The sequence below is a fragment of the Escherichia sp. SCLE84 genome, assembly GCF_012584495.1.
Classification (GTDB): Bacteria; Pseudomonadota; Gammaproteobacteria; order Enterobacterales; family Enterobacteriaceae; genus ECMA0423.
On record NZ_CP051430.1, the window covers coordinates 4,211,914 to 4,237,246 of the forward strand.

Annotated in this window: 23 protein-coding genes; 17 read left to right on the top strand and 6 right to left on the bottom strand. The window is 51.5% G+C overall.

Annotated elements, in window-relative coordinates:
• Positions 1-101 precede the first annotated feature (101 nt).
• The 4 genes from kduI to ygeA all read left to right on the top strand — a co-directional run bounded on the left by kduI (position 102) and on the right by ygeA (position 4,283).
• Positions 102-938 carry a 5-dehydro-4-deoxy-D-glucuronate isomerase gene (gene kduI, locus HGD79_RS20445; RefSeq protein WP_000383237.1) on the top strand — a complete coding sequence of 279 codons (837 nt, stop codon included), beginning with the start codon at positions 102-104 and terminating at the stop codon, positions 936-938.
• A gap of 29 nt (positions 939-967) precedes the next feature.
• Complete coding sequence (kduD, locus tag HGD79_RS20450) at positions 968-1,729, top strand: 2-dehydro-3-deoxy-D-gluconate 5-dehydrogenase KduD (RefSeq protein ID WP_000603509.1); 762 nt, start codon at positions 968-970, stop codon at positions 1,727-1,729.
• Between the two features lie 314 nt (positions 1,730-2,043).
• Complete coding sequence (gene araE, locus HGD79_RS20455; RefSeq protein ID WP_000256438.1) at positions 2,044-3,462, top strand: arabinose-proton symporter AraE; 1,419 nt, start codon at positions 2,044-2,046, stop codon at positions 3,460-3,462.
• Positions 3,463-3,590: 128 nt separating this feature from the next.
• Entirely contained in the window at positions 3,591-4,283 is a 693-nt protein-coding gene (gene ygeA / locus HGD79_RS20460) for an amino acid racemase (RefSeq protein WP_000848664.1), read from the top strand.
• On the opposite strand, the gene lysR is transcribed toward ygeA, so the two are convergent.
• Complete coding sequence (lysR, locus tag HGD79_RS20465; RefSeq protein WP_000741827.1) at positions 4,270-5,205, bottom strand: DNA-binding transcriptional regulator LysR; 936 nt, start codon at positions 5,203-5,205, stop codon at positions 4,270-4,272. The two genes, ygeA and lysR, sit on opposite strands and share 14 nt — an antisense overlap.
• A 121-nt stretch (positions 5,206-5,326) precedes the next feature.
• Between lysR and lysA the strand changes: the two genes are divergently transcribed.
• The gene (lysA, locus tag HGD79_RS20470) at positions 5,327-6,589 is read left to right on the top strand and encodes a diaminopimelate decarboxylase (protein WP_001120707.1); all 1,263 of its coding nucleotides are present in this window, start codon (positions 5,327-5,329) and stop codon (positions 6,587-6,589) included.
• A 6-nt stretch (positions 6,590-6,595) separates the two neighbouring features.
• Here the strand turns inward: lysA and galR are convergent, their stop codons facing one another.
• Positions 6,596-7,627, bottom strand: a complete 1,032-nt coding sequence (galR, locus tag HGD79_RS20475) for an HTH-type transcriptional regulator GalR (RefSeq protein ID WP_000201048.1) — start codon at positions 7,625-7,627, stop codon at positions 6,596-6,598.
• A gap of 585 nt (positions 7,628-8,212) precedes the next feature.
• Between galR and aas the strand changes: the two genes are divergently transcribed.
• Positions 8,213-10,372 carry a bifunctional acyl-ACP--phospholipid O-acyltransferase/long-chain-fatty-acid--ACP ligase gene (gene aas, locus HGD79_RS20480; protein ID WP_000899054.1) on the top strand — a complete coding sequence of 720 codons (2,160 nt, stop codon included), beginning with the start codon at positions 8,213-8,215 and terminating at the stop codon, positions 10,370-10,372.
• A complete protein-coding gene (gene lplT / locus HGD79_RS20485; protein ID WP_000004616.1) occupies positions 10,365-11,558 on the top strand; it encodes a lysophospholipid transporter LplT in 1,194 nt (397 codons plus the stop codon). The genes aas and lplT overlap by 8 nt, the downstream gene beginning before the upstream one ends.
• A 31-nt stretch (positions 11,559-11,589) precedes the next feature.
• Here the strand turns inward: lplT and HGD79_RS20490 are convergent, their stop codons facing one another.
• The 4 genes from HGD79_RS20490 to mutH all read right to left on the bottom strand — a co-directional run bounded on the left by HGD79_RS20490 (position 11,590) and on the right by mutH (position 14,565).
• On the bottom strand, positions 11,590-12,630 hold the full coding sequence (locus HGD79_RS20490; protein WP_001199295.1) for an NADP(H)-dependent aldo-keto reductase: 1,041 nt from the start codon (positions 12,628-12,630) through the stop codon (positions 11,590-11,592).
• Positions 12,631-12,737: 107 nt separating this feature from the next.
• Positions 12,738-12,956 (bottom strand): lipoprotein YgdR, encoded by a 219-nt coding sequence (gene ygdR, locus HGD79_RS20495; protein WP_139496405.1) that lies wholly within the window; start codon positions 12,954-12,956, stop codon positions 12,738-12,740.
• 137 nt (positions 12,957-13,093) lie between these two features.
• Positions 13,094-13,807, bottom strand: coding sequence for a TerC family protein (locus tag HGD79_RS20500; RefSeq protein ID WP_000895624.1), 714 nt, complete (start codon positions 13,805-13,807; stop codon positions 13,094-13,096).
• A 68-nt stretch (positions 13,808-13,875) separates the two neighbouring features.
• Positions 13,876-14,565 carry a DNA mismatch repair endonuclease MutH gene (mutH, locus tag HGD79_RS20505; RefSeq protein ID WP_000082188.1) on the bottom strand — a complete coding sequence of 230 codons (690 nt, stop codon included), beginning with the start codon at positions 14,563-14,565 and terminating at the stop codon, positions 13,876-13,878.
• A gap of 185 nt (positions 14,566-14,750) precedes the next feature.
• Between mutH and ygdT the strand changes: the two genes are divergently transcribed.
• From ygdT to recC, 10 genes are all read left to right on the top strand, one after another.
• Positions 14,751-14,897 (top strand): protein YgdT, encoded by a 147-nt coding sequence (gene ygdT, locus HGD79_RS26910; RefSeq protein ID WP_000953278.1) that lies wholly within the window; start codon positions 14,751-14,753, stop codon positions 14,895-14,897.
• Positions 14,898-15,249: 352 nt separating this feature from the next.
• On the top strand, positions 15,250-15,780 hold the full coding sequence (rppH, locus tag HGD79_RS20510; protein ID WP_000564489.1) for an RNA pyrophosphohydrolase: 531 nt from the start codon (positions 15,250-15,252) through the stop codon (positions 15,778-15,780).
• A gap of 12 nt (positions 15,781-15,792) precedes the next feature.
• A complete protein-coding gene (ptsP, locus tag HGD79_RS20515) occupies positions 15,793-18,039 on the top strand; it encodes a phosphoenolpyruvate--protein phosphotransferase (protein WP_000957914.1) in 2,247 nt (748 codons plus the stop codon).
• 150 nt (positions 18,040-18,189) lie between these two features.
• A complete protein-coding gene (gene lgt, locus HGD79_RS20520; RefSeq protein ID WP_000204658.1) occupies positions 18,190-19,065 on the top strand; it encodes a prolipoprotein diacylglyceryl transferase in 876 nt (291 codons plus the stop codon).
• A 6-nt stretch (positions 19,066-19,071) separates the two neighbouring features.
• Complete coding sequence (thyA, locus tag HGD79_RS20525; RefSeq protein WP_168848486.1) at positions 19,072-19,866, top strand: thymidylate synthase; 795 nt, start codon at positions 19,072-19,074, stop codon at positions 19,864-19,866.
• Positions 19,867-20,050: 184 nt separating this feature from the next.
• Positions 20,051-20,521 (top strand): prepilin peptidase-dependent protein, encoded by a 471-nt coding sequence (locus HGD79_RS20530; protein ID WP_000857051.1) that lies wholly within the window; start codon positions 20,051-20,053, stop codon positions 20,519-20,521.
• Positions 20,512-21,075, top strand: a complete 564-nt coding sequence (locus tag HGD79_RS20535; RefSeq protein ID WP_168848487.1) for a prepilin peptidase-dependent protein — start codon at positions 20,512-20,514, stop codon at positions 21,073-21,075. The genes HGD79_RS20530 and HGD79_RS20535 overlap by 10 nt, the downstream gene beginning before the upstream one ends.
• A complete protein-coding gene (locus HGD79_RS20540; protein WP_001078388.1) occupies positions 21,072-21,479 on the top strand; it encodes a DUF2509 family protein in 408 nt (135 codons plus the stop codon). The genes HGD79_RS20535 and HGD79_RS20540 overlap by 4 nt, the downstream gene beginning before the upstream one ends.
• On the top strand, positions 21,464-21,787 hold the full coding sequence (locus HGD79_RS20545) for a prepilin-type N-terminal cleavage/methylation domain-containing protein (RefSeq protein ID WP_001276478.1): 324 nt from the start codon (positions 21,464-21,466) through the stop codon (positions 21,785-21,787). The genes HGD79_RS20540 and HGD79_RS20545 overlap by 16 nt, the downstream gene beginning before the upstream one ends.
• Before the next feature lie 12 nt (positions 21,788-21,799).
• Positions 21,800-25,168: an exodeoxyribonuclease V subunit gamma gene (recC, locus tag HGD79_RS20550; protein WP_000946938.1), complete on the top strand. Its 3,369-nt coding sequence runs from the start codon at positions 21,800-21,802 to the stop codon at positions 25,166-25,168.
• Positions 25,169-25,333: the final 165 nt, after the last annotated feature.

A 25,333-nucleotide genomic window follows, 5' to 3' on the forward strand; every position in this document is an offset into this window, starting at 1 on the left:
AAACCCTAGCCCATGGGCATATCATCCCTTTATAGAGAAAACGAAACAGTGTTTCACTATCGTTTTCTATTTTCACGCTTCACTGATTATCGGAGGTTGATGTGGACGTAAGACAGAGCATCCACAGTGCGCACGCAAAAACGCTGGATACCCAAGGGCTGCGCAATGAATTTTTGGTTGAAAAGGTATTTGTCGCCGATGAGTACACCATGGTTTACAGCCACATTGACCGAATTATTGTTGGCGGCATTATGCCGATAACTAAAACGGTTTCCGTTGGCGGGGAAGTTGGTAAACAACTCGGCGTAAGCTATTTCCTTGAACGTCGCGAGTTAGGTGTTATCAATATTGGCGGTGCCGGTACGATTACTGTCGATGGCCAATGCTATGAAATCGGTCACCGCGACGCCCTGTATGTTGGTAAAGGTGCAAAAGAAGTTGTCTTTGCCAGTATTGATACCGGCACTCCGGCGAAGTTTTATTACAATTGCGCACCCGCGCATACGACGTATCCCACCAAAAAAGTCACCCCGGACGAAGTATCTCCAGTCACGTTAGGCGATAACCTCACCAGTAACCGTCGCACTATTAACAAATATTTTGTCCCGGATGTGCTGGAAACCTGCCAATTGAGTATGGGGCTGACGGAGCTGGCTCCAGGTAACTTGTGGAACACCATGCCGTGTCACACCCACGAGCGCCGGATGGAAGTTTATTTCTATTTCAATATGGATGATGACGCCTGCGTTTTCCACATGATGGGGCAACCGCAAGAAACGCGTCACATTGTGATGCATAACGAGCAGGCGGTGATCTCCCCGAGCTGGTCGATCCATTCCGGCGTCGGAACCAAAGCTTATACCTTTATCTGGGGCATGGTTGGTGAAAACCAGGTCTTTGATGATATGGACCATGTGGCCGTTAAAGATTTGCGCTAGTTGTGGGCATAAACGAATAAGGTATTGTTATGATTTTAAGTGCATTTTCTCTCGAAGGTAAAGTTGCGGTCGTCACTGGTTGTGATACTGGGCTGGGCCAGGGGATGGCGTTGGGGCTGGCGCAAGCGGGCTGTGACATTGTTGGCATTAACATCGTTGAACCGACTGAAACCATCGAGCAGGTCACGGCGCTGGGGCGTCGTTTTTTAAGCCTGACCGCCGATCTGCGAAAGATTGATGGCATTCCTGGACTGCTGGATCGCGCGGTAGCTGAATTTGGTCATATTGATATCCTGGTGAATAACGCCGGATTGATTCGCCGCGAAGACGCTCTCGAGTTCAGCGAAAAAGACTGGGACGATGTCATGAACCTGAATATCAAGAGCGTATTCTTCATGTCTCAGGCAGCGGCGAAACACTTTATCGCGCAAGGCAATGGCGGCAAGATTATCAATATCGCGTCAATGCTCTCCTTCCAGGGCGGGATCCGTGTGCCTTCTTATACCGCATCAAAAAGCGGCGTGATGGGTGTGACGCGATTGATGGCGAACGAATGGGCTAAACACAACATTAATGTTAATGCGATAGCCCCGGGTTACATGGCGACCAACAATACTCAACAACTACGGGCAGATGAACAACGTAGCGCGGAAATCCTCGACCGCATTCCAGCTGGCCGTTGGGGACTGCCGAGTGACCTGATGGGGCCGGTAGTGTTCCTTGCCTCCAGCGCTTCAGATTATGTGAATGGTTATACCATTGCCGTGGATGGCGGTTGGCTGGCGCGTTAATTCATTCTTCTTACTTTTATGACCCTGCCGCATGGCAGGGTTTTTTATATCTGTAGATCATCATAATCCATATCATGGTTATGAAATAATCCATATCAATTATCAATGAATGAACTTTATGAATTTTATCTGCTTTAAAATTAGGTGGTTAATAATAATCTCAATAATTCAACTTAATTTTAAAATTGGAATATCCATCACATAACGGCATGTCGTAGCATTTTAATCCATATTTATGCTATTTCCGACCTGACACCTGTGTGAATTGTTCACGTATTTTTTCACTATGTCTTATTCTCTGCTGGCAGGAAAAAATGGTTACTATCAATACGGAATCTGCTTTAACGCCACGTTCTTTGCGGGATACGCGGCGTATGAATATGTTTGTTTCGGTAGCTGCTGCGGTCGCAGGATTGTTATTTGGTCTTGATATCGGCGTAATCGCCGGAGCGTTGCCGTTCATTACCGATCACTTTGTGCTGACCAGCCGTTTGCAGGAATGGGTGGTCAGTAGCATGATGCTCGGTGCAGCAATTGGTGCGCTGTTTAATGGTTGGCTGTCGTTCCGCCTGGGTCGTAAATACAGCCTGATGGCGGGGGCCATCCTGTTTGTACTCGGTTCTATAGGGTCCGCTTTTGCGACCAGCGTAGAGATGTTAATCGCCGCTCGTGTGGTGCTGGGCATTGCTGTCGGGATCGCGTCTTACACCGCTCCTCTGTATCTTTCTGAAATGGCAAGTGAAAACGTTCGCGGTAAGATGATCAGTATGTACCAGTTGATGGTCACACTCGGCATCGTGCTGGCGTTTTTATCCGATACAGCGTTCAGTTATAGCGGTAACTGGCGCGCAATGTTGGGGGTTCTTGCTTTACCAGCAGTCCTGCTGATTATTCTGGTGGTCTTCCTGCCAAATAGCCCGCGCTGGCTGGCGGAAAAGGGGCGTCATATTGAGGCGGAAGAAGTGTTGCGTATGCTGCGCGATACGTCGGAAAAAGCGCGAGAAGAACTCAACGAAATTCGTGAAAGCCTGAAGTTAAAACAAGGCGGTTGGGCACTGTTTAAGATCAACCGTAACGTCCGTCGTGCTGTGTTTCTCGGTATGTTGTTGCAGGCGATGCAGCAGTTTACCGGTATGAACATCATCATGTACTATGCGCCGCGTATCTTCAAAATGGCGGGCTTTACGACCACAGAACAACAGATGATTGCGACTCTGGTCGTGGGACTGACCTTTATGTTCGCGACCTTCATTGCGGTCTTTACGGTAGATAAAGCAGGTCGTAAACCGGCTCTGAAAATTGGTTTCAGCGTGATGGCGTTAGGCACTCTGGTGCTGGGCTATTGCCTGATGCAGTTTGATAACGGTACGGCTTCCAGTGGCTTGTCCTGGCTCTCTGTTGGCATGACGATGATGTGTATTGCCGGTTATGCGATGAGCGCCGCGCCAGTGGTGTGGATCCTGTGCTCTGAAATTCAGCCGCTGAAATGCCGCGATTTCGGTATTACCTGTTCGACGACGACAAACTGGGTGTCGAATATGATTATCGGCGCGACCTTCCTGACACTGCTTGATAGCATTGGCGCTGCCGGTACGTTCTGGCTCTACACTGCGCTGAACATTGCGTTTGTGGGCATCACTTTCTGGCTCATTCCGGAAACCAAAAATGTCACGCTGGAACATATCGAACGCAAACTGATGGCAGGCGAGAAGTTGAGAAATATCGGCGTCTGATTTCACGGGCCGGATGTGCTGTACATCCGGCCCTTTTTTCGTTAATAGAGATCGGGCACCTGGCCGTTGAGGCGTTTGTCTCGTTCCTTATTCAGCCTTGTTGCGGTAACACACATCAGGAGAGAGGAATGAAAACAATTGGTTTGCTGGGAGGAATGAGCTGGGAATCCACCATTCCTTACTATCGTCTGATAAATGAAGGCATTAAACAGCGGCTTGGTGGGCTTCACTCTGCGCAAGTGCTGCTACATAGCGTCGATTTTCATGAAATAGAAGAGTGCCAGCGTCGCGGGGAATGGGATAAAACCGGGGACATTCTGGCTGAGGCGGCGCTTGGCTTACAGCGGGCGGGCGCAGAAGGTATTGTGTTATGTACCAATACGATGCATAAAGTGGCGGATGCCATTGAGTCACGTTGCACTCTGCCTTTCTTACACATTGCGGATGCCACCGGACGTGCAATTACCGGGGCCGGAATGACTCGTGTGGCGCTGCTGGGTACGCGTTACACCATGGAACAGGATTTTTATCGCGGGCGGCTGACGGAACAATTTTCCATCAATTGTCTTATTCCTGAAGCGGATGAACGGGCGAAAATTAATCAGATTATTTTTGAAGAACTGTGTCTGGGGCAATTTACCGAAGCGTCACGCGCTTATTATGCGCAAGTGATTGCTCGCCTTGCAGAACAGGGCGCACAGGGCGTCATTTTTGGCTGCACAGAAATTGGTTTACTGGTGCCAGAAGAGCGCAGTGTTTTGCCTGTGTTTGATACTGCGGCGATCCATGCCGAGGATGCTGTCGCTTTTATGCTGTCGTAGCTGACGACAAAATAGCGTCAAGAGAAGTGACCAGTTTCGGTAACCCCGCTTGTAAATGCTCACTAAACGCCTGCACCAGCGCTGATGACGGGCGGTGCAGGGGGCGGATCAGGCTGACGGTGAACGGAACCGCAATACTGAACCGCCGCACCACTAAACCGCTTGCCGCATAATCCAGTGCGGTGAGCGGGTTAACCACCGAAACACCTACCCCCGCCCGTACCATTGCGCAGACTGACGCGGCGCTGTGGGTTTCTACGATCATGCGTCGTTTAACCTGATGTTCAGTAAATAGCTGATCCAGCAACTGGCGATAGCTGTCAGTACGGGAAAGGCTGATGTAGTTCTCACCCTGAAAATCATCCGGCGTTAATACCTTTTTTACCGCCAGCGGATGACCCGGAGGTAACACACACACTTCATCTAAAGAGAGTAATTCGGTACGTTCTGTTCCCGCAGGCGTATGGAGTGTCTCAGTGAGTCCTAAATCATGACGCTGGGCCGAGAGCCACTCTTCAAGTAGCGGTGATTCCTGGGGCACGATATTTAAGCTGACATCGGGATAACGTGCCAGAAAGGGTTGCAGGAGCTGCGGTAAAAAAGATTGCGAAAAGACCGGCAGGCAGGCAATAGACAGTTCTCCCTGGCGAAACTCGCGCAGACTTTCTGCGGCGCTGACAATGCGATCCAGTCCGTACCAGGATCGTTGCACTTCTTCAAACAGACGCAGTCCTTGCACGGTAGGATGTAATCGTCCACGTACGCGCTCAAACAATTTTAGCCCGATCACCTTCTCAAAGCGCGCCAGTTCGCGGCTGACGGTTGGCTGTGAGGTGTGTAGCAGGTGTGCTGCCTCAGTCAGGCTTCCGGCGGTCATTACCGCATGAAAAATTTCAATATGACGTAAGTTAACGGCGGCCATTAGCGCTCTCTCGCAATCCGGTAATCCATATCATTTTTGCATAGACTCGACATAAATCGATATTTTTTATTCTTTTTATGATGTGGCGTAATCATAAAAAAGCACTTATCTGGAGTTTGTTATGCCACATTCACTGTTCAGCACCGATACCGATCTCACCGCCGAAAATCTGCTGCGTTTGCCCGCTGAATTTGGCTGCCCGGTGTGGGTCTACGATGCGCAAATTATTCGTCGGCAGATTGCAGCGCTGAAACAGTTTGATGTGGTGCGCTTTGCACAGAAAGCCTGTTCCAATATTCATATTTTGCGCTTAATGCGTGAGCAGGGCGTGAAAGTGGATTCCGTCTCGTTAGGCGAAATAGAGCGTGCGTTGGCGGCGGGTTACAATCCGCAAACGCACCCCGATGATATTGTTTTTACGGCAGATGTTATCGATCAGGCGACGCTTGAACGCGTCAGTGAATTGCAAATTCCGGTGAATGCGGGTTCTGTTGATATGCTCGACCAACTGGGCCAGGTTTCGCCAGGGCATCGGGTATGGCTGCGCGTTAACCCGGGGTTTGGTCACGGACATAGCCAAAAAACCAATACCGGTGGCGAAAACAGCAAGCACGGTATCTGGTACACCGATCTGCCCGCCGCACTGGACGTGATACAACGTCATCATTTGCAGCTGGTCGGCATTCACATGCACATTGGTTCTGGCGTTGATTATGCCCATCTGGAACAGGTGTGTGGTGCTATGGTACGTCAGGTCATCGAATTCGGTCAGGATTTACAGGCTATTTCTGCGGGCGGTGGGCTTTCTATTCCTTATCAACAGGGTGAAGAGGCGGTTGATACCGAACATTATTATGGTCTGTGGAATGCCGCGCGTGAGCAAATCGCTCGCCATTTGGGCCACCCTGTGAAACTGGAAATTGAACCGGGTCGCTTTCTGGTAGCGCAGTCTGGCGTGTTAATTACTCAGGTGCGGAGCGTCAAACAAATGGGTAGCCGCCACTTTGTGCTGGTTGATGTCGGGTTCAACGATCTGATGCGCCCGGCAATGTACGGTAGTTACCACCATATCAGTGCCCTGGCAGCTGATGGTCGTTCTCTGGAACACGCGCCAACGGTGGAAACCGTCGTCGCCGGGCCATTATGTGAATCGGGCGATGTCTTTACCCAGCAGGAAGGGGGAAATGTTGAAACCCGCGCCTTGCCGGAAGTGAAGGCGGGTGATTATCTGGTACTGCATGATACAGGGGCATATGGCGCATCAATGTCATCCAACTACAATAGCCGTCCGCTGTTACCAGAAGTTCTGTTTGATAATGGTCAGGCGCGGTTGATTCGCCGTCGCCAGACCATCGAAGAATTACTGGCGCTGGAATTGCTTTAACTGCGGTTAGTCGCTGGTTGCATGATGACTTGCCTCCAGCGACGGAGTTGACACTGAATGACGACGTACCAGCGTCGGACTAAAGACATTAGTGATTTCCGGGAGAGGGCGATTATCCGCCAGCGCCAAAGCCAGTTCGGCAGCCTGGGTCGCCATCGTCACGATTGGGTAACGCACGGTGGTCAGGCGCGGACGCACATAGCGTGACACCAGCACATCATCAAAGCCAATTAACGAAATCTCACCCGGTACATCAATACCATTATCATTGAGAACGCCCATCGCACCCGCCGCCATTGAATCGTTATAACAGGCTACCGCAGTGAAATTTCTTCCTCGTCCCAAAAGCTCGGTCATTGCCTGTTCGCCGCCGCTTTCGTCTGGTTCGCCAAATGTCACCAGCCGGTCATTGGCCGCAATACCACTTTCAGCAAGGGCATCGTAATACCCTTGCAGACGATCTTCGGCGTCAGAAATAGAGTGGTTAGAGCACAGATAACCAATGCGGGTATGACCTTGCTGAATTAAATGACGCGTTGCCAGCCAGGCACCGTAACGATCGTCAAGAGCAATACAACGGTTTTCAAAGCCAGGCAGGATACGGTTGATCAGCACCATACCGGGCATTTGTTTCATTAATGAGGCTAAATCGGCATCCGGGATCATTTTGGCATGGACGACCAACGCAGCACAGCGATGGCGGATCAGTTGCTCAATAGCCTGACGCTCTTTTTGTTCGTTGTGGTAACCGTTGCCAATCAATAAGAAATTACCGGTGTGATAAGCCACCTGTTCGACCGCTTTCACCATTGCACCGAAAAACGGATCGGAAACATCACCAACGATCAGACCGACCGTTTCAGTGGTCTGCTGCGCCAGCGCACGGGCGTTGGCGTTCGGGTGATAGCTAAGAGACTCCATTGCACTATGCACAGCCAGCCGGGAAGCTTCACTGGCTTTAGGTGAATTATTAATGACGCGGGAAACGGTGGCGACTGAAACGCCTGCCAGTCGGGCTACATCCTTTATGGTCGCCATGAAAATACCTTAGTGGGTAAACGCTTACATTCTTTCAGTGTTACGGAAAACGCCCGTTGGTTCAAGGGGTGGCGTGTTTTCATCGTGGGAATGTGAGCCAAACGCAAATAAGTAAGACAAAAAAAGAGATTGCAAACCTTTGGTTACACTTTGCGAAACGCTGTTGCGATTGACCGCTGGTGGCGTTTGGCTTCAGGTTGCTAAAGTGGTGATCCCAGAGGTATTGATAGGTGAAGTCAACTTCGGGTTGAGCACATGAATTACACCAGCCTGCGCAGATGCGCAGGTTTTTTTTTGCCGGTCATCAATCTGTAACAGTAACCGACAATTTACACACCTCGTTGCATTTCCCTTCATTCCTTTGCGTTTTCTCGCTGGCGAAGAGTCGTCGTGCAGACCACAATCAAGATCCCAGAGGTATTGATTGGTGAGATTATTCGGTACGCTCTTCGTACCCTGTCTCTTGCACCAACCTGCGCGGATGCGCAGGTTTTTTTTCGCACCTAATTTACTGTCGCTCGCGTTCTTTATCTCGTGTAATCTCCCTCCATTCGCTTTTACTGAATCAGAGCAAAGGGAGTTGGAATGCTTTTTAGCTTTTTTCGAAATTTGTGCCGTGTTTTGTATCGCGTTCGCGTTACGGGTGACACCCAGGCACTGAAGGGCGAGCGCGTTCTAATTACGCCTAATCACGTCTCTTTTATTGATGGCATTTTGCTTGGACTGTTTTTACCTGTGCGTCCAGTGTTTGCCGTTTACACCTCAATAAGCCAACAGTGGTATATGCGTTGGCTGAAATCATTTATCGACTTTGTTCCTCTCGACCCGACGCAACCTATGGCTATTAAACATCTGGTACGTCTGGTGGAACAGGGCCGACCAGTGGTGATTTTCCCTGAAGGACGCATCACCACTACAGGCTCGCTGATGAAAATCTACGATGGCGCGGGTTTTGTCGCGGCGAAGTCTGGTGCAACGGTTATTCCTGTGCGTATTGAAGGGGCGGAACTTACGCACTTCAGCCGCCTGAAAGGTCTGGTTAAACGTCGCTTGTTCCCGCAAATTACTCTGCATATTTTGCCACCAACGCAGGTGGCGATGCCGGATGCGCCGCGTGCCCGTGACCGTCGCAAAATCGCTGGCGAAATGCTGCATCAAATAATGATGGAAGCGCGAATGGCGGTGCGCCCGCGTGAAACGCTGTACGAATCTTTACTGAGTGCAATGTACCGCTTCGGAGCCGGGAAGAAATGTGTCGAAGACGTCAACTTTACCCCAGACTCCTATCGCAAATTGCTTACGAAAACGCTGTTTGTTGGACGCATCCTTGAAAAATACAGTGTTGAAGGCGAACGCATCGGCTTAATGCTGCCCAATGCAGGCATCAGTGCGGCAGTGATTTTTGGGGCCATCGCCCGTCGCCGCATGCCCGCAATGATGAACTACACTGCCGGGGTAAAAGGGCTGACCAGTGCTATTACGGCGGCTGAAATCAAAACCATCTTCACTTCCCGCCAGTTTCTCGATAAAGGCAAACTCTGGCATCTGCCGGAGCAACTTACTCAGGTGCGCTGGGTCTATCTGGAAGATTTAAAAGCAGATGTCACCACTGCCGACAAAGTATGGATCTTCGCTCATTTGCTGATGCCGCGTCTGGCACAGGTTAAACAGCAGCCGGAAGAAGAGGCGCTGATCCTCTTTACCTCCGGTTCTGAAGGCCATCCGAAAGGCGTCGTCCATAGCCATAAAAGCATTCTGGCGAATGTCGAGCAGATTAAAACGATTGCCGACTTCACCACCAACGATCGCTTTATGTCGGCGTTACCGCTGTTTCACTCCTTTGGGCTGACGGTAGGCCTGTTTACGCCACTGCTTACAGGTGCAGAAGTGTTCCTTTATCCAAGCCCGCTGCATTACCGCATTGTGCCGGAGTTGGTGTATGACCGCAGTTGCACCGTGTTGTTCGGCACCTCGACTTTCCTCGGTCACTACGCGCGTTTCGCCAACCCGTATGACTTCTATCGTCTACGCTATGTGGTGGCAGGCGCAGAAAAATTACAAGAAAGTACCAAACAGCTTTGGCAGGATAAATTTGGCCTGCGCATCCTTGAAGGCTACGGCGTGACCGAATGCGCGCCTGTCGTTTCTATCAACGTACCGATGGCGGCGAAACCCGGTACGGTAGGGCGTATTCTACCAGGAATGGATGCGCGCCTGTTGTCGGTCCCTGGTATCGAAGAGGGCGGACGCCTGCAACTGAAAGGGCCGAACATAATGAACGGCTATCTGCGGGTGGAGAAGCCAGGTGTACTGGAAGTGCCCACCGCCGAGAATGTTCGCGGCGAAATGGAGCGCGGCTGGTATGACACTGGCGATATTGTGCGTTTTGACGAGCAGGGCTTTGTGCAGATTCAGGGCCGCGCAAAACGCTTTGCCAAAATTGCAGGCGAAATGGTGTCGCTGGAAATGGTGGAACAACTGGCACTTGGTGTTTCGCCAGATAAAGTCCATGCCACTGCGATTAAGAGCGATGCCAGCAAAGGCGAGGCACTGGTGCTTTTCACCACAGATAACGAACTGACGCGCGATAAGTTGCAACAGTATGCCCGCGAGCACGGCGTGCCGGAGCTTGCTGTACCGCGCGATATTCGCTATCTGAAACAGATGCCATTACTTGGCAGCGGCAAACCTGACTTTGTCACGTTGAAAAGCTGGGTAGACGAAGCGGAACAACACGATGAGTGAGTCAGTGCACACTAACACTTCGTTGTGGTCGAAGGGGATGAAAGCGGTTATCGTGGCGCAGTTTCTCTCTGCGTTTGGCGATAATGCCCTACTGTTTGCCACTCTGGCGTTACTGAAAGCGCAGTTCTATCCGGAGTGGAGCCAGCCCATCCTGCAAATGGTGTTTGTAGGTGCTTACATTCTTTTTGCGCCGTTTGTCGGGCAGGTGGCGGATAGCTTCGCCAAAGGCCGGGTGATGATGTTTGCCAACGGCCTGAAGCTGCTGGGCGCAGCCAGTATCTGCTTTGGTATCAATCCGTTTCTCGGCTATACGCTGGTGGGTGTTGGTGCTGCAGCCTATTCACCGGCGAAATACGGTATTCTCGGCGAATTAACCACGGGTAGTAAGTTAGTGAAAGCTAACGGTTTAATGGAAGCTTCTACCATAGCGGCGATTTTGCTCGGTTCCGTAGCCGGTGGTGTGCTGGCTGACTGGCATGTCCTCGTCGCCCTGGCCGCATGCGCACTGGCCTACGGTGGTGCGGTCGTTGCCAATATCTACATTCCCAAACTGGCGGCGGCGCGTCCGGGGCAGTCCTGGAATCTCATCAACATGACCCGCAGTTTCCTGAATGCCTGCACCTCGCTATGGCGCAATGGTGAAACGCGTTTTTCGCTGGTGGGCACCAGTTTATTCTGGGGAGCGGGTGTCACGCTGCGTTTCCTGTTGGTGCTGTGGGTACCGGTGGCGCTGGGCATTACCGATAACGCTACGCCCACCTATCTCAACGCGATGGTAGCGATTGGTATCGTGGTTGGCGCAGGTGCGGCAGCGAAGTTAGTTACGCTGGAAACCGTGTCACGCTGTATGCCAGCCGGGATTTTGATTGGCGTGGTGGTACTGATTTTTTCCCTGCAACACGAGCTGCTGCCAGCCTATGCCTTGTTGATGCTGATTGGCGTGATGGGGGGCTTTTTTGTCGTTCCGCTCAATGCGTTGCTACAGGAGCGGGGTAAAAAAAGCGTCGGGGCGGGGAATGCGATTGCAGTACAAAACCTTGGCGAAAACAGCGCCATGTTGTTGATGCTGGGCATTTACTCGCTGGCGGTAATGATAGGCATCCCGGTCGTGCCCATTGGCATTGGCTTCGGTGCGCTGTTTGCGCTGGCAATAACGGCGCTGTGGATCTGGCAGCGCCGTCATTAATATTTAACGCCGGTTTTAACCGGCGTTAATCTTATGGTGCCGGATAAGTATAAACCTGATGCACCGCTTCAATTTCAGCTAATACGTCTTCGCTTAACTCCAGATGCAAACTTTCGATGTTAGTTTTCAGCTGATCCATCGTGGTTGCGCCCAGCAGAGTGCTGGCAACAAACGGTTGACGGCGTACAAACGCGAGCGCCATCTGAGCAGGGTCCAGGCCATGACGTCTGGCGATATCAACATACGCCGCGACGGCTTTTTGCGTTTGCTCACCGCTATAGCGGGTGAACCGACTAAAGAGCGTATTACGTGCGCCAGCGGGTTTTGCACCATTGAGATATTTCCCGGTCAGCGTGCCGAAACCCAGGCACGAATAGGCCAGCAGTTCGACCCCTTCATACTGGCTGACTTCTGCCAGACCTACTTCAAAACTGCGGTTTAACAGACTGTAAGGGTTCTGAATGGTGACAATACGCGGCAGATCGTGTTTGTCCGCCAGATGCAGGTAGCGCATTACGCCAAATGCAGTTTCGTTCGACACGCCGATATAACGAATTTTTCCCGCGCGTTGGTACTCTGCCAGTGCGTCCAGCGTATCCAGCAGCGAAACCGCAGGCGCAGAATCCGTCCAGCTATAACCGAGTTTGCCGAAGCAGTTGGTCGGGCGCTGCGGCCAGTGCACCTGATAAAGATCGAGGTAATCAGTCTGTAGGCGCTTGAGGCTGTCATGCAGCGCTTCGCGGATATTCTTCCGATCCAGCGCCTGATCCGGGCGGATGCCCTTGTCATTATTGCGCGACGGTCCGCTCACTTTGGAGGCGATAATTAACTTTTCGCGGCTGCCATGTTTCGCCAGCCAGTTGCCGACGTAGGTTTCGGTTAACCCTTGCGTTTCGGGGCGCGGAGGTACTGGGTACATTTCGGCAACGTCGATAAGGTTAATGCCCTGAGCGACGGCATAGTCGAGTTGTGCGTGGGCGTCGGCTTCGCTGTTCTGTTCACCAAACGTCATCGTGCCAAGCCCCAGCGTGCTGACTTCCAGCGAACTGTGGGGTATACGGTGATATTGCATAGCCGTTTCCTTTTTATAATCACGACATAAGGAATATAAAAATGGCAGAGGGAAGGGAAAAGGGAAAGAGAAAAATCTTAAGGCCAGCCGGATGCTGACCTTATTTGTTAACGTTCAATAATTTGCGAAACATCATCACGGTTAATTTGCATCGCGTTACCTTGCTGATCGTGATAACTCACCAGCCCGGTATCATCATCAATTTCAGGTTTTCCATCGGTCAAAATCATACGGCCATCTTTGGTCGCCATGACGTAATCACTGGAACACCCGGAAACAGCAAACACCAGTCCGACTGCAGAAATTATTACTGCCCATTTTTTCATCCGGTTATCCTCATTTGGCCTACCTATGATAATAGTCTGTTTATAAACCGACGTTATATATCTTGAAAGCAGGAAAATCTTAAACTGTGAGGGTAAAAGGAGTGAGTACGCCCTCCCGCAGGAGAGCGTACGGAGTATCAGAGCGGATTCTTTTTGTTGCGAATCAAGTTGAGGCTTTCAACCGCAATAGAGAAGAACATCGCGAAGTAGATGTAACCTTTCGGTACGTGGATGTCGAAACTTTCCAGAATCAGGGTAAAGCCCACCAGAATCAGGAAAGAGAGCGCCAGCATTTTTACCGAAGGATGGCGTTCGACAAAATCACCAATCGAGCGCGCGGCGAACATCATCACGCCTACGGCAATCACCACGGCTGCCATCATAATAAACAGGTGATCTGACAGACCCACAGCCGTAATCACCGAGTCGAGGCTAAAGATAATATCCAGCAGCATAATCTGCACGATAGCGCCGAGGAATGATGAAACGCGTGTTTTCAGCCCTTCTTCTTCACCTTCAATGGATTCGTGGATTTCCTTGCTGGCTTTCCAGATAAGGAACAAGCCACCCAGAAGCAGAATCAAATCACGGGCAGAAATTTCCTGACTGAATATTGTAAAAAGCGGATTTGTCAGGCGCGTAACCCAGGCGATTGATGCCAGCAGCGCCAGACGCATAACCATGGCTCCCGCCAACCCCAGACGGCGCGCATGAGCACGTTGTGCTGTGGGAAGCTTTGCCACCACCAGAGAAAGGAAAATAATATTGTCGATCCCAAGAACGATCTCCAGCAGCGTCAGCGTACCGAGCGCAAGCCAGGCGTTAGGATCGGTTATCCATGCAAATAACATCTAAAAAGCCCTGCCAAAAAAATGAAGCGGTAATTATATGCCCGGAAAGCGGCAGGTCAAAGCGATGGCTACTGGATCAGAAAATGACGGGCCAGTAGTGCACTGGTGAAATTCTTCTTCAAATAAAAGCCGCGTGGCAGCGTCAGAATCCGTTCGCCCCGGGCACCAATGGCTTCGGTAAGCGCTTTCGCATTCGCTGCTTTCGGTCTTATCTGTAAATATTCCCCGTGACGAGCGGTGATCCGCTCAACCTGACCGAGAACAATCATATCCATTAATTCTTCCCAGTCTTCGCGTAGCTGTCGGTCTTCCTCTTCATTCGGGCTCCACAGCAACGGTGATCCTACGCGACGCTGCGCCAGCGGGATGCTGCGCTCGCCTTCAACCGGTATCCACAGTACGCGTTTGAGCTTGTGGCGCACATGGCTGGTTTCCCAGGTCACCCCGCTATTACCCGTTAACGGGGCAACACAAACGAATGTTGTTTCCAGCGGACGACCAAGACTATCCACAGGGATAGTTTTAAGTTCCACGCCCAGAGCGGCAAAATCTTGCTCAGGTTTACTCCCTGCGCTGGCACCTAGCCAGATCTCCAGTAACACGCCAATCCAGCCCTTATCGCGTTTTAAATTCTCTGGCGTAACAAGCCCGGCAAGTGCCGCCAGTTCTCCCAATGTATAACCAGAAAGTTGCTGTGCTTGCGCTAACAACTGTTCTTCAGTTTCGGGAGGAGAGAGCAGTGGGCGAGGTTGGGACATGTCATGATACCTTGATTAAAAAACAAACAGCAATTATGTGCCGAATATTCGCAGTGTAACTTTTTCCACATGTGTTGTTCAATTCCCTGATTTATATTGCTTTTTAGGCTGCCGGTAATCGAGTTGCGCAACACTGCAATAGGTTTTCCAAATCTGGTCACTGAAAATAAACAGGATCTTACACCATGTTATCCACAGAAAGCTGGGATAACTGTGAAAAACCTCCACTACTGTTTCCATTTACAGCCTTGACGTGCGATGAAACTCCAGTTTTTAGTGGTTCAGTGCTTAACTTAGTGGCACATTCTGTGGATAAATACGGCATTGGTTGATCTTTCGCCAACCCGTAAATGAGAGGTGTGACCTGGGTCACGAATTACTCTTTTTCATTACTCAAATTACATGTAATGCATTGACTAATAATGAATATTTTAAAATGTCTATATCGGGCTTATTCAGAATGCTCTGGGTTTTCCCGTAGTAATTCCGTAGTTCTTCACAACTCTATCCACAGAAAAGGTGAATAAAAACGGCTATCCACCCCTTCCTCTGTTTATAACTCTGCACATAACTGTGAGTTATTCAATTGTTATTAGTGTGTAATGCCCTGCAGAGAGTGGTTTACCGTCTTCCTGGAGTATGAAACAATCATTCGTATATAAAGCTTTATTTTGAGGTAGTCCGGTGATTGATGACGATGGCTACCGCCCAAACGTAGGTATCGTGATTTGTAATCGCCAGGGGCAGGTAATGTGGGCCCGGCGATTTGGTCAGCACTCCTGGCAATTTCCGCAAGGCGGAATCAACCCCGGAGAATCCGCAGAGCAGGCGATGTACCGTGAATTGTTTGAAGAAGTAGGATTAAGCCGCAAAGACGTTCGAATCCTTGCTTCAACGCGTAACTGGTTGCGCTACAAATTACCGAAACGTTTGGTGCGTTGGGACACGAAGCCGGTTTGTATCGGCCAAAAACAAAAATGGTTTCTCTTGCAGCTGGTGAGCGGCGATGCAGAAATCAATATGCAAACCAGCAGTACACCAGAGTTTGACGGCTGGCGATGGGTAAGTTACTGGTATCCGGTCAGACAGGTGGTGTCATTTAAACGTGATGTCTACCGTAGGGTAATGAAAGAGTTCGCGAGTGTGGTGATGTCACTGCAGGAAAATACGCCAAAACCACAAAACGCATCTGCTTATCGACGTAAAAGAGGTTAAGTCACGCCAATTATGCTCACTCGCCTGCGCGAAATAGTCGAAAAGGTAGCCAGCGCACCACGCCTGAATGAGGCGTTAAATATTCTGGTTACCGACATCTGTCTTGCGATGGATACCGAGGTCTGTTCGGTCTACCTGGCCGATCATGATCGACGTTGTTACTACCTGATGGCGACCCGGGGGCTGAAAAAACCACGCGGTCGCACTGTAACGCTCGCGTTTGATGAAGGGATCGTCGGCCTGGTTGGCAGGCTGGCGGAACCGATAAACCTTGCAGATGCGCAAAAGCACCCCAGCTTCAAATACATCCCCTCCGTAAAAGAAGAACGTTTCCGCGCGTTTTTAGGCGTACCAATTATTCAACGTCGCCAGTTGCTTGGTGTACTGGTGGTACAGCAACGAGAGTTGCGCCAGTATGACGAAAGTGAAGAATCCTTCCTGGTGACGCTTGCCACCCAGATGGCAGCTATTCTTTCTCAGTCGCAGTTGACTGCCCTGTTTGGGCAATATCGCCAGACGCGAATCCGCGCATTACCGGCAGCACCTGGTGTGGCGATTGCCGAAGGCTGGCAGGATGCCACGTTACCTTTAATGGAACAGGTGTATCAGGCATCAACGCTGGATCCGGCTCTGGAACGCGAACGACTGACCGGGGCGCTGGAAGAAGCGGCAAACGAGTTTCGCCGCTACAGCAAACGCTTTGCCGCCGGTGCACAAAAAGAAACGGCGGCTATTTTCGATCTTTACTCGCACCTGCTTTCGGACACCCGGCTGCGTCGCGAATTGTTTGCCGAGGTTGATAAAGGCTCGGTGGCAGAGTGGGCGGTAAAAACGGTCATTGAAAAATTTGCCGAACAGTTTGCCGCGCTAAGCGATAACTATCTCAAAGAGCGGGCTGGCGATTTACGTGCGCTGGGTCAGCGATTGCTGTTTCATCTTGATGACGCTAATCAAGGGCCGAACGCCTGGCCGGAACGTTTCATTCTGGTGGCAGATGAACTGTCAGCGACAACTCTTGCTGAGCTGCCCCAGGATCGCTTAGTCGGTGTTGTCGTGCGAGATGGCGCAGCCAACTCCCATGCTGCGATCATGGTACGTGCGCTGGGGATCCCTACCGTGATGGGCGCGGATATTCAGCCTTCGGTGCTGCATCGTAGGACGCTGATCGTTGATGGCTATCGCGGTGAATTGCTGGTCGATCCGGAGCCGGTACTGCTGCAAGAATATCAGCGGCTAATTAGTGAAGAGATTGAGCTTAGCCGTCTGGCGGAAGATGACGTCAATTTACCCGCGCAGTTAAAAAGCGGTGAGCGTATAAAAGTCATGCTCAATGCTGGTTTAAGCCCGGAACATGAAGAAAAACTGGGCAGCCGTATTGATGGCATCGGTCTTTATCGCACTGAAATCCCATTCATGCTGCAAAGTGGTTTCCCGTCGGAAGAAGAACAGGTGGCGCAGTATCAGGGGATGCTGCAAATGTTCAATGATAAACCCGTCACCTTGCGTACGCTGGATGTCGGAGCAGATAAGCAGCTGCCTTACATGCCGATCAGCGAAGAGAATCCATGCCTGGGTTGGCGTGGGATTCGCATTACGCTCGATCAGCCGGAGATCTTCTTGATCCAGGTGCGGGCGATGCTGCGTGCTAATGCTGCTACGGGCAACCTGAATATTCTGTTGCCGATGGTCACAAGCCTCGATGAAGTTGATGAAGCACGCCGCCTGATTGAACGTGCCGGACGTGAAGTCGAGGAGATGATCGGTTACGAAATTCCCAAACCACGTATCGGCATCATGCTGGAAGTGCCGTCAATGGTATTTATGCTGCCGCATCTGGCAAAGCGGGTCGATTTCATCTCTGTTGGCACCAACGATCTGACTCAATACATTCTGGCCGTTGATCGCAACAATACCCGGGTGGCGAACATTTATGACAGTCTTCATCCTGCAATGTTACGAGCTCTGGCGATGATCGCCCGGGAAGCGGAAATACATGGAATCGATCTCCGTTTGTGCGGTGAAATGGCGGGCGATCCCATGTGCGTGGCAATCCTCATTGGGCTTGGGTATCGCCATCTGTCTATGAACGGACGTTCTGTAGCGCGGGTAAAATACCTGCTGCGGCGCATTGATTATGCCGAAGCAGAAAATCTTGCGCAGCGTAGTCTGGAAGCGCAACTGGCGACCGAAGTTCGCCATCAGGTTGCAGCCTTTATGGAGCGTCGCGGCATGGGCGGGCTGATTCGCGGAGGGTTATAGCGCAGATCATATACATATCTTTTAACGGTATCCGGCAACCAGCCAGGTCCCCTTGTGCTATTATTCGCACCTTTGGAGCGCCTGAAACCTGCGGCGCGCATTTCAATCGCTGTTCTCTTTCAGCGAAATAACAAGAACTTGTGGTGACAGATGACCAGTAGCTATCTGCATTTTCCGGAGTTTGATCCGGTCATTTTCTCAATAGGACCCGTGGCGCTTCACTGGTACGGCCTGATGTATCTGGTGGGTTTCATTTTTGCAATGTGGCTGGCAACACGACGGGCGAATCGTCCGGGCAGCGGCTGGACCAAAAATGAAGTTGAAAACTTACTCTATGCGGGCTTCCTCGGCGTCTTCCTCGGGGGACGTATTGGTTATGTTCTGTTCTACAATTTCCCGCAGTTTATGGCCGATCCGCTGTATCTGTTCCGTGTCTGGGACGGCGGCATGTCTTTCCACGGCGGCCTGATTGGCGTTATCGTGGTGATGATTATCTTTGCCCGCCGTACTAAACGTTCCTTCTTCCAGGTTTCTGATTTTATCGCACCACTCATTCCGTTTGGTCTTGGTGCCGGGCGTCTGGGCAACTTTATTAACGGTGAATTGTGGGGCCGCGTTGACCCGAACTTCCCGTTTGCCATGCTGTTCCCAGGCTCCCGTACAGAAGATATTTTGCTGCTGCAAACCAACCCGCAGTGGCAATCCATTTTCGACACTTACGGTGTGCTGCCGCGCCACCCATCACAGCTTTACGAGCTGCTGCTGGAAGGTGTGGTGCTGTTTATTATCCTCAACCTGTATATTCGTAAACCGCGCCCAATGGGAGCTGTCTCTGGCTTGTTCCTGATTGGCTACGGCGCGTTTCGCATCATTGTTGAGTTTTTCCGCCAGCCCGACGCGCAGTTTACCGGTGCCTGGGTGCAGTACATCAGCATGGGGCAAATTCTTTCCATCCCGATGATTGTCGCGGGTGTGATCATGATGGTCTGGGCATATCGTCGCAGCCCACAGCAACACGTTTCCTGAGGAACCATGAAACAGTATTTAGAACTGATGCAAAAAGTGCTCGACGAAGGCACACAGAAAAACGACCGTACCGGAACCGGAACGCTTTCCATTTTTGGTCATCAGATGCGTTTTAACCTGCAGGATGGATTCCCGCTGGTGACAACTAAACGTTGCCACCTGCGTTCCATCATCCATGAACTGCTGTGGTTTCTGCAGGGCGACACTAACATTGCTTATCTACACGAAAACAATGTCACCATCTGGGACGAATGGGCCGATGAAAACGGCGACCTCGGGCCAGTGTATGGTAAACAGTGGCGCGCCTGGCCAACGCCGGATGGTCGTCATATTGACCAGATCACTACGGTACTGAACCAGCTGAAAAACGACCCGGATTCGCGCCGCATTATTGTTTCAGCGTGGAACGTAGGCGAACTGGATAAAATGGCGCTGGCACCGTGCCATGCGTTCTTCCAGTTCTATGTGGCAGACGGCAAACTCTCTTGCCAGCTTTATCAGCGCTCCTGTGACGTTTTCCTCGGCCTGCCGTTTAACATTGCCAGCTACGCGTTACTGGTGCATATGATGGCGCAGCAGTGTGATCTGGAAATGGGCGATTTTGTCTGGACGGGAGGCGACACGCACCTGTACAGCAATCATATGGATCAAACTCATCTGCAATTAAGCCGCGAACCGCGTCCGCTGCCGAAGTTGATTATCAAACGTAAACCCGAATCCATCTTCGACTACCGTTTCGAAGACTTTGAGATTGAAGGCTACGATCCACATCCGGGCATTAAAGCGCCGGTGGCTATCTAATTACGAAACATCCTGCCAGAGCCGACGCCAGTGTGCGTCGGTTTTTTTTACCCTCCGTTAAATTCTTCGAGACGCCTTCCCGAAATTTTGCAACGTCCTGCAACGGCGTAAATAGTCCGGAAGATGCGCCGAAGAAATAGAAACTGGCCCTCGTCTTTTTTTCTCCTCGCTCCATACTGCCGGCATGAAAACACAACGTGGTTATACGCTGATTGAAACGCTGGTCGCGATGCTGATTTTGGTCATGCTAAGCGCAAGTGGACTCTATGGCTGGCAATACTGGCAGCAGTCGCAACGGCTATGGCAAACCGCCAGCCAGGCGCGGGACTATTTGCTCTATTTACGTGAAGATGCCAACTGGCATAACCGCGACCACAGTATCAGCGTTATCAGGGAGGGGACGTTATGGTGCCTTGTGAGTTCCGCTGCTGGGGCCAATACCTGTCATGGCAGTTCACCATTGGTCTTTGTGCCACGCTGGCCCGAAGTCGAAATGAGCGACCTGACACCTTCGCTTGCTTTCTTTGGCCTGCGCAATACCGCATGGGCCGGGCATATTCGCTTCAAAAACTCAACGGGCGAGTGGTGGCTGGTGGTTTCGCCGTGGGGAAGACTCCGGCTTTGTCAGCAAGGAGAAACAGAAGGATGCCTGTAAAAGAGCAAGGTTTTTCTCTGCTGGAAGTGTTGATTGCTATGGCGATCAGTAGCGTATTGTTGCTGGGGGCTGCACGCTTTCTGCCTGCGTTACAGCGTGAAAGTTTAACGAGCACCCGTAAGCTGGCGCTGGAAGATGAAATCTGGCTGCGGGTATTTACCGTCGCGAAGCATCTCCAGAGGGCGGGTTATTGTCATGGCAGCTGTACCGGCGAAGGGCTGGAAATTGTCGGACAGGGTGACTGTATCATTGTGCAGTGGGATGCGAACAGTAACGGTATCTGGGATCGCGAACCGGTAAAAGAGTCTGACCAGATTGGATTTCGTCTGAAGGAGCATGTGCTGGAAACGCTACGCGGTGCGACATCCTGTGAAGGTAAGGGCTGGGATAAAGTCGCTAATCCGGATGCCATCATTATCGACACTTTTCAGGTCGTACGTCAGGATGTCAGCGGCTTCTCGCCGGTGTTGACGGTTAATATGCGTGCTGCCAGTAAGTCTGAACCGCAAACCGTGGTGGATGCCAGCTATAGCGTGACAGGATTCAACCTGTGAACCGCGAAAAAGGTGTTTCGTCACTGGCTCTGGTCCTGATGCTGCTGGTTTTGGGTAGCTTGCTATTGCAAGGAATGAGTCAGCAGGATCGCAGTTTTGCCTCTCGCGTGAGCATGGAAAGTCAGTCATTGCGCCGCCAGGCCATCGTTCAGTCGGCGCTGGCGTGGGGAAAAATGCACTCCTGGCAGACGCAGCCAGCAGTTCAGTGCTCGCAGTACGCTGGAACCGATGCCCAGGTTTGTTTGCGTTTACTGGCAGATAATGAAGCCTTATTGATTGCCGGTTATGAAGGCGTTTCGTTGTGGCGAACAGGCGAAGTCATTGATGGAAACATTGTTTTTTCGCCACGCGGCTGGAGCGATTTTTGTCCGCTGAAAGAGAGGGCGTTATGTCAGCTTCCCTGAAGAATCAACAAGGCTTTAGCCTGCCGGAGGTAATGGTTGCGATGGTGCTGATGGTGATGATTGTCACTGCGTTATCGGGTATCCAGCGAACATTAATGAACAGTCTCGCCAGCAGAAACCAGTACCAACAGCTCTGGCGGCATGGTTGGCAGCAAACGCAACTGCGCGCGATTTCGCCACCTGCCAACTGGCAGGTCAACCGAATGCAGACATCGCAGGCGGGATGTGTCAGCATCAGCGTTACGCTAGTTTCACCCGGGGGCAGAGAAGGCGAGATGACCCGCCTGCATTGCCCGAATCGTCAGTAGTCAGGAGCCGCTATGTTAAGGGTCTACCATTCCAATCGTCTGGACGTGCTGGAAGCGTTGATGGAGTTTATTGTCGAACGCGAACGGCTGGACGATCCTTTCGAACCAGAGATGATTCTGGTGCAAAGTACCGGTATGGCGCAGTGGCTGCAAATGACCCTGTCGCAAAAGTTTGGTATTGCGGCAAACATTGATTTTCCGCTGCCAGCGAGCTTTATCTGGGATATGTTCGTCCGGGTGTTACCGGAAATCCCCAAAGAGAGCGCCTTTAACAAACAGAGCATGAGCTGGAAACTGATGACTCTGCTGCCGCAATTGTTGGAGCGCGAAGACTTTACCCTGTTGCGGCATTATCTGACTGACGATAGCGACAAGCGAAAACTGTTCCAGCTTTCTTCAAAAGCGGCGGACCTGTTTGACCAGTATCTGGTCTATCGTCCGGACTGGCTGGCACAGTGGGAAACAGGACATTTGGTTGAAGGGCTGGGAGAAGCACAGGCCTGGCAAGCGCCGTTGTGGAAGGCGTTGGTGGAATATACCCATCAACTCGGGCAACCGCGCTGGCACCGCGCCAATCTCTATCAGCGCTTTATCGAAACGCTGGAGTCCGCGACGACCTGCCCGCCGGGGCTACCTTCGCGCGTCTTTATATGCGGTATTTCCGCGTTACCGCCTGTTTATCTCCAGGCGCTACAGGCGCTGGGTAAACATATTGAAATCCATCTCCTGTTTACCAACCCCTGCCGTTATTACTGGGGCGATATTAAAGATCCTGCTTATCTGGCGAAACTGCTGACCCGTCAGCGTCGACACAGTTTTGAAGATCGCGAATTGCCGCTATTTCGTGATAGCGAAAATGCCGGGCAGCTCTTTAACAGCGATGGTGAACAGGATGTCGGCAACCCGCTGCTGGCTTCATGGGGTAAGCTTGGGCGCGACTACATTTATCTCCTTTCTGACCTGGAGAGCAGCCAGGAGCTGGACGCCTTTGTCGATGTCACGCCAGATAACCTGCTGCATAACATTCAGTCTGACATTCTGGAACTGGAAAACCGTGCCGTTGCTGGTGTGAACATCGAAGAGTTTTCCCGTAGCGATAACAAACGCCCGCTTGATCCACTGGATAGCAGTATCACCTTCCACGTTTGCCATAGCCCGCAGCGTGAAGTTGAAGTTTTGCACGATCGCCTGCTGGCGATGCTGGAAGAAGACCCGACACTTACTCCGCGCGACATCATCGTGATGGTGGCTGATATCGACAGCTACAGTCCGTTTATTCAGGCTGTGTTTGGTAGCGCACCTGCGGATCGTTACCTGCCTTACGCCATTTCCGACCGTCGGGCGCGGCAGTCGCATCCGGTACTGGAAGCGTTTATCAGCCTGTTATCGTTGCCAGACAGCCGCTTTGTGTCGGAAGACGTGCTGGCATTACTGGATGTGCCGGTGCTGGCGGCGCGGTTTGACATCACCGAAGAAGGGCTGCGTTATTTACGCCAGTGGGTCAACGAATCCGGCATTCGTTGGGGGATAGATGACGACAACGTTCGCGAGCTGGAACTCCCCGCCACCGGACAACACACCTGGCGATTTGGCCTGACGCGTATGTTGCTGGGCTACGCGATGGAGAGCGCGCAGGGCGAGTGGCAATCGGTTCTACCTTATGATGAATCGAGCGGCTTAATTGCAGAACTGGTGGGGCATCTGGCTTCACTGCTAATGCAGCTAAACATCTGGCGTCGCGGGCTGGCACAGGAGCGTCCGCTAGAAGAGTGGTTGCCGGTTTGTCGCGATATGCTCAACGCCTTCTTCCTGCCGGATGCGGAAACCGAAGCGGCGATGACGCTGATCGAACAACAATGGCAGGCGATTATCGCCGAAGGTTTAGGTGCGCAGTATGGCGACGCGGTGCCGCTGTCACTATTGCGTGATGAACTGGCGCAGCGTCTGGATCAAGAACGTATCAGCCAGCGTTTTCTCGCCGGACCGGTTAACATTTGTACTCTGATGCCAATGCGTTCAATTCCGTTCAAAGTGGTTTGCCTGCTGGGAATGAACGACGGCGTTTATCCACGTCAGCTTGCGCCATTGGGCTTTGACCTGATGAGCCAGAAACCGAAGCGTGGCGACCGTAGCCGTCGCGATGATGACCGCTATCTGTTCCTGGAAGCGTTAATTTCCGCGCAACAAAAACTTTATATCAGCTATATCGGGCGCTCCATTCAGGATAACAGTGAACGTTTCCCGTCGGTACTGGTGCAGGAACTGATCGACTACATCGGGCAAAGTCATTATCTACCGGGCGATGAAGCGCTCAACTGTGATGAAAGCGAGGCAAGGGTAAAAGCGCATCTTACTTGCCTCCATACCCGGATGCCGTTTGATCCACAAAACTACCAGCCAGGCGAACGACAAAGCTATGCTCGTGAATGGCTACCTGCGGCCAGCCAGGCTGGTAAAGCACATTCTGAATTTGTTCAGCCGCTGCCGTTTACCTTACCGGAAACCGTGCCGCTGGAAACGCTACAACGATTCTGGGCACATCCGGTGCGGGCGTTCTTCCAGATGCGTTTGCAGGTGAACTTCCGTACTGAAGACAGCGAAATCCCCGACACCGAGCCATTTATTCTTGAAGGGCTTAGTCGTTATCAAATCAATCAGCAGTTATTGAATGCACTGGTTGAGCAGGATGATGCCGAACGCTTGTTCCGCCGCTTCCGGGCGGCAGGGGATTTACCGTATGGCGCTTTTGGTGAAATTTTCTGGGAAACACAGTGCCAGGAGATGCAGCAGCTTGCCGACAGAGTCATTGCCTGTCGCCAGCCGGGGCAGAGTATGGAAATTGATCTCGCCTGCAACGGTGTGCAGATAACTGGCTGGTTGCCGCAGGTGCAGCCGGATGGCTTGTTGCGCTGGCGTCCCTCTTTATTAAGTGTGGCGCAGGGAATGCAACTTTGGCTGGAACACCTTGTCTACTGTGCCAGCGGTGGTAATGGTGAAAGTCGCCTTTTTCTACGCAAAGACGGCGAGTGGCGTTTTCCGCCGCTTGCAGCCGAACAGGCTTTGCATTACCTCTCACAACTGATTGAGGGGTATCGTGAAGGGATGTCCGCGCCATTGCTGGTGTTACCTGAAAGTGGCGGCGCGTGGCTAAAAACCTGTTATGACGCGCAAAACGATGCCATGCTGGATGACGATTCCACGTTGCAAAAAGCCCGTACGAAATTCCTGCAGGCTTACGAAGGCAACATGATGGTGCGTGGCGAAGGTGATGATATCTGGTATCAACGGCTCTGGCGGCAATTAACACCAGAGACAATGGAGGCCATCGTTGAACAGTCGCAACGTTTCCTGTTACCGCTGTTTCGCTTTAATCAGTCATGAGTGCTGTATAAAAATTGCGCAATCTATCCGCTTACTTTATGATGCGCACCAGTCACGGACTGATGGTTATATAAACATAGGCTGACTCGTGCAGCACAAGATTAAATTCTGGCAGATGATTTGCGTTAACGTGTTGAATCTGGACAGAAAATTAAGTTGATTATG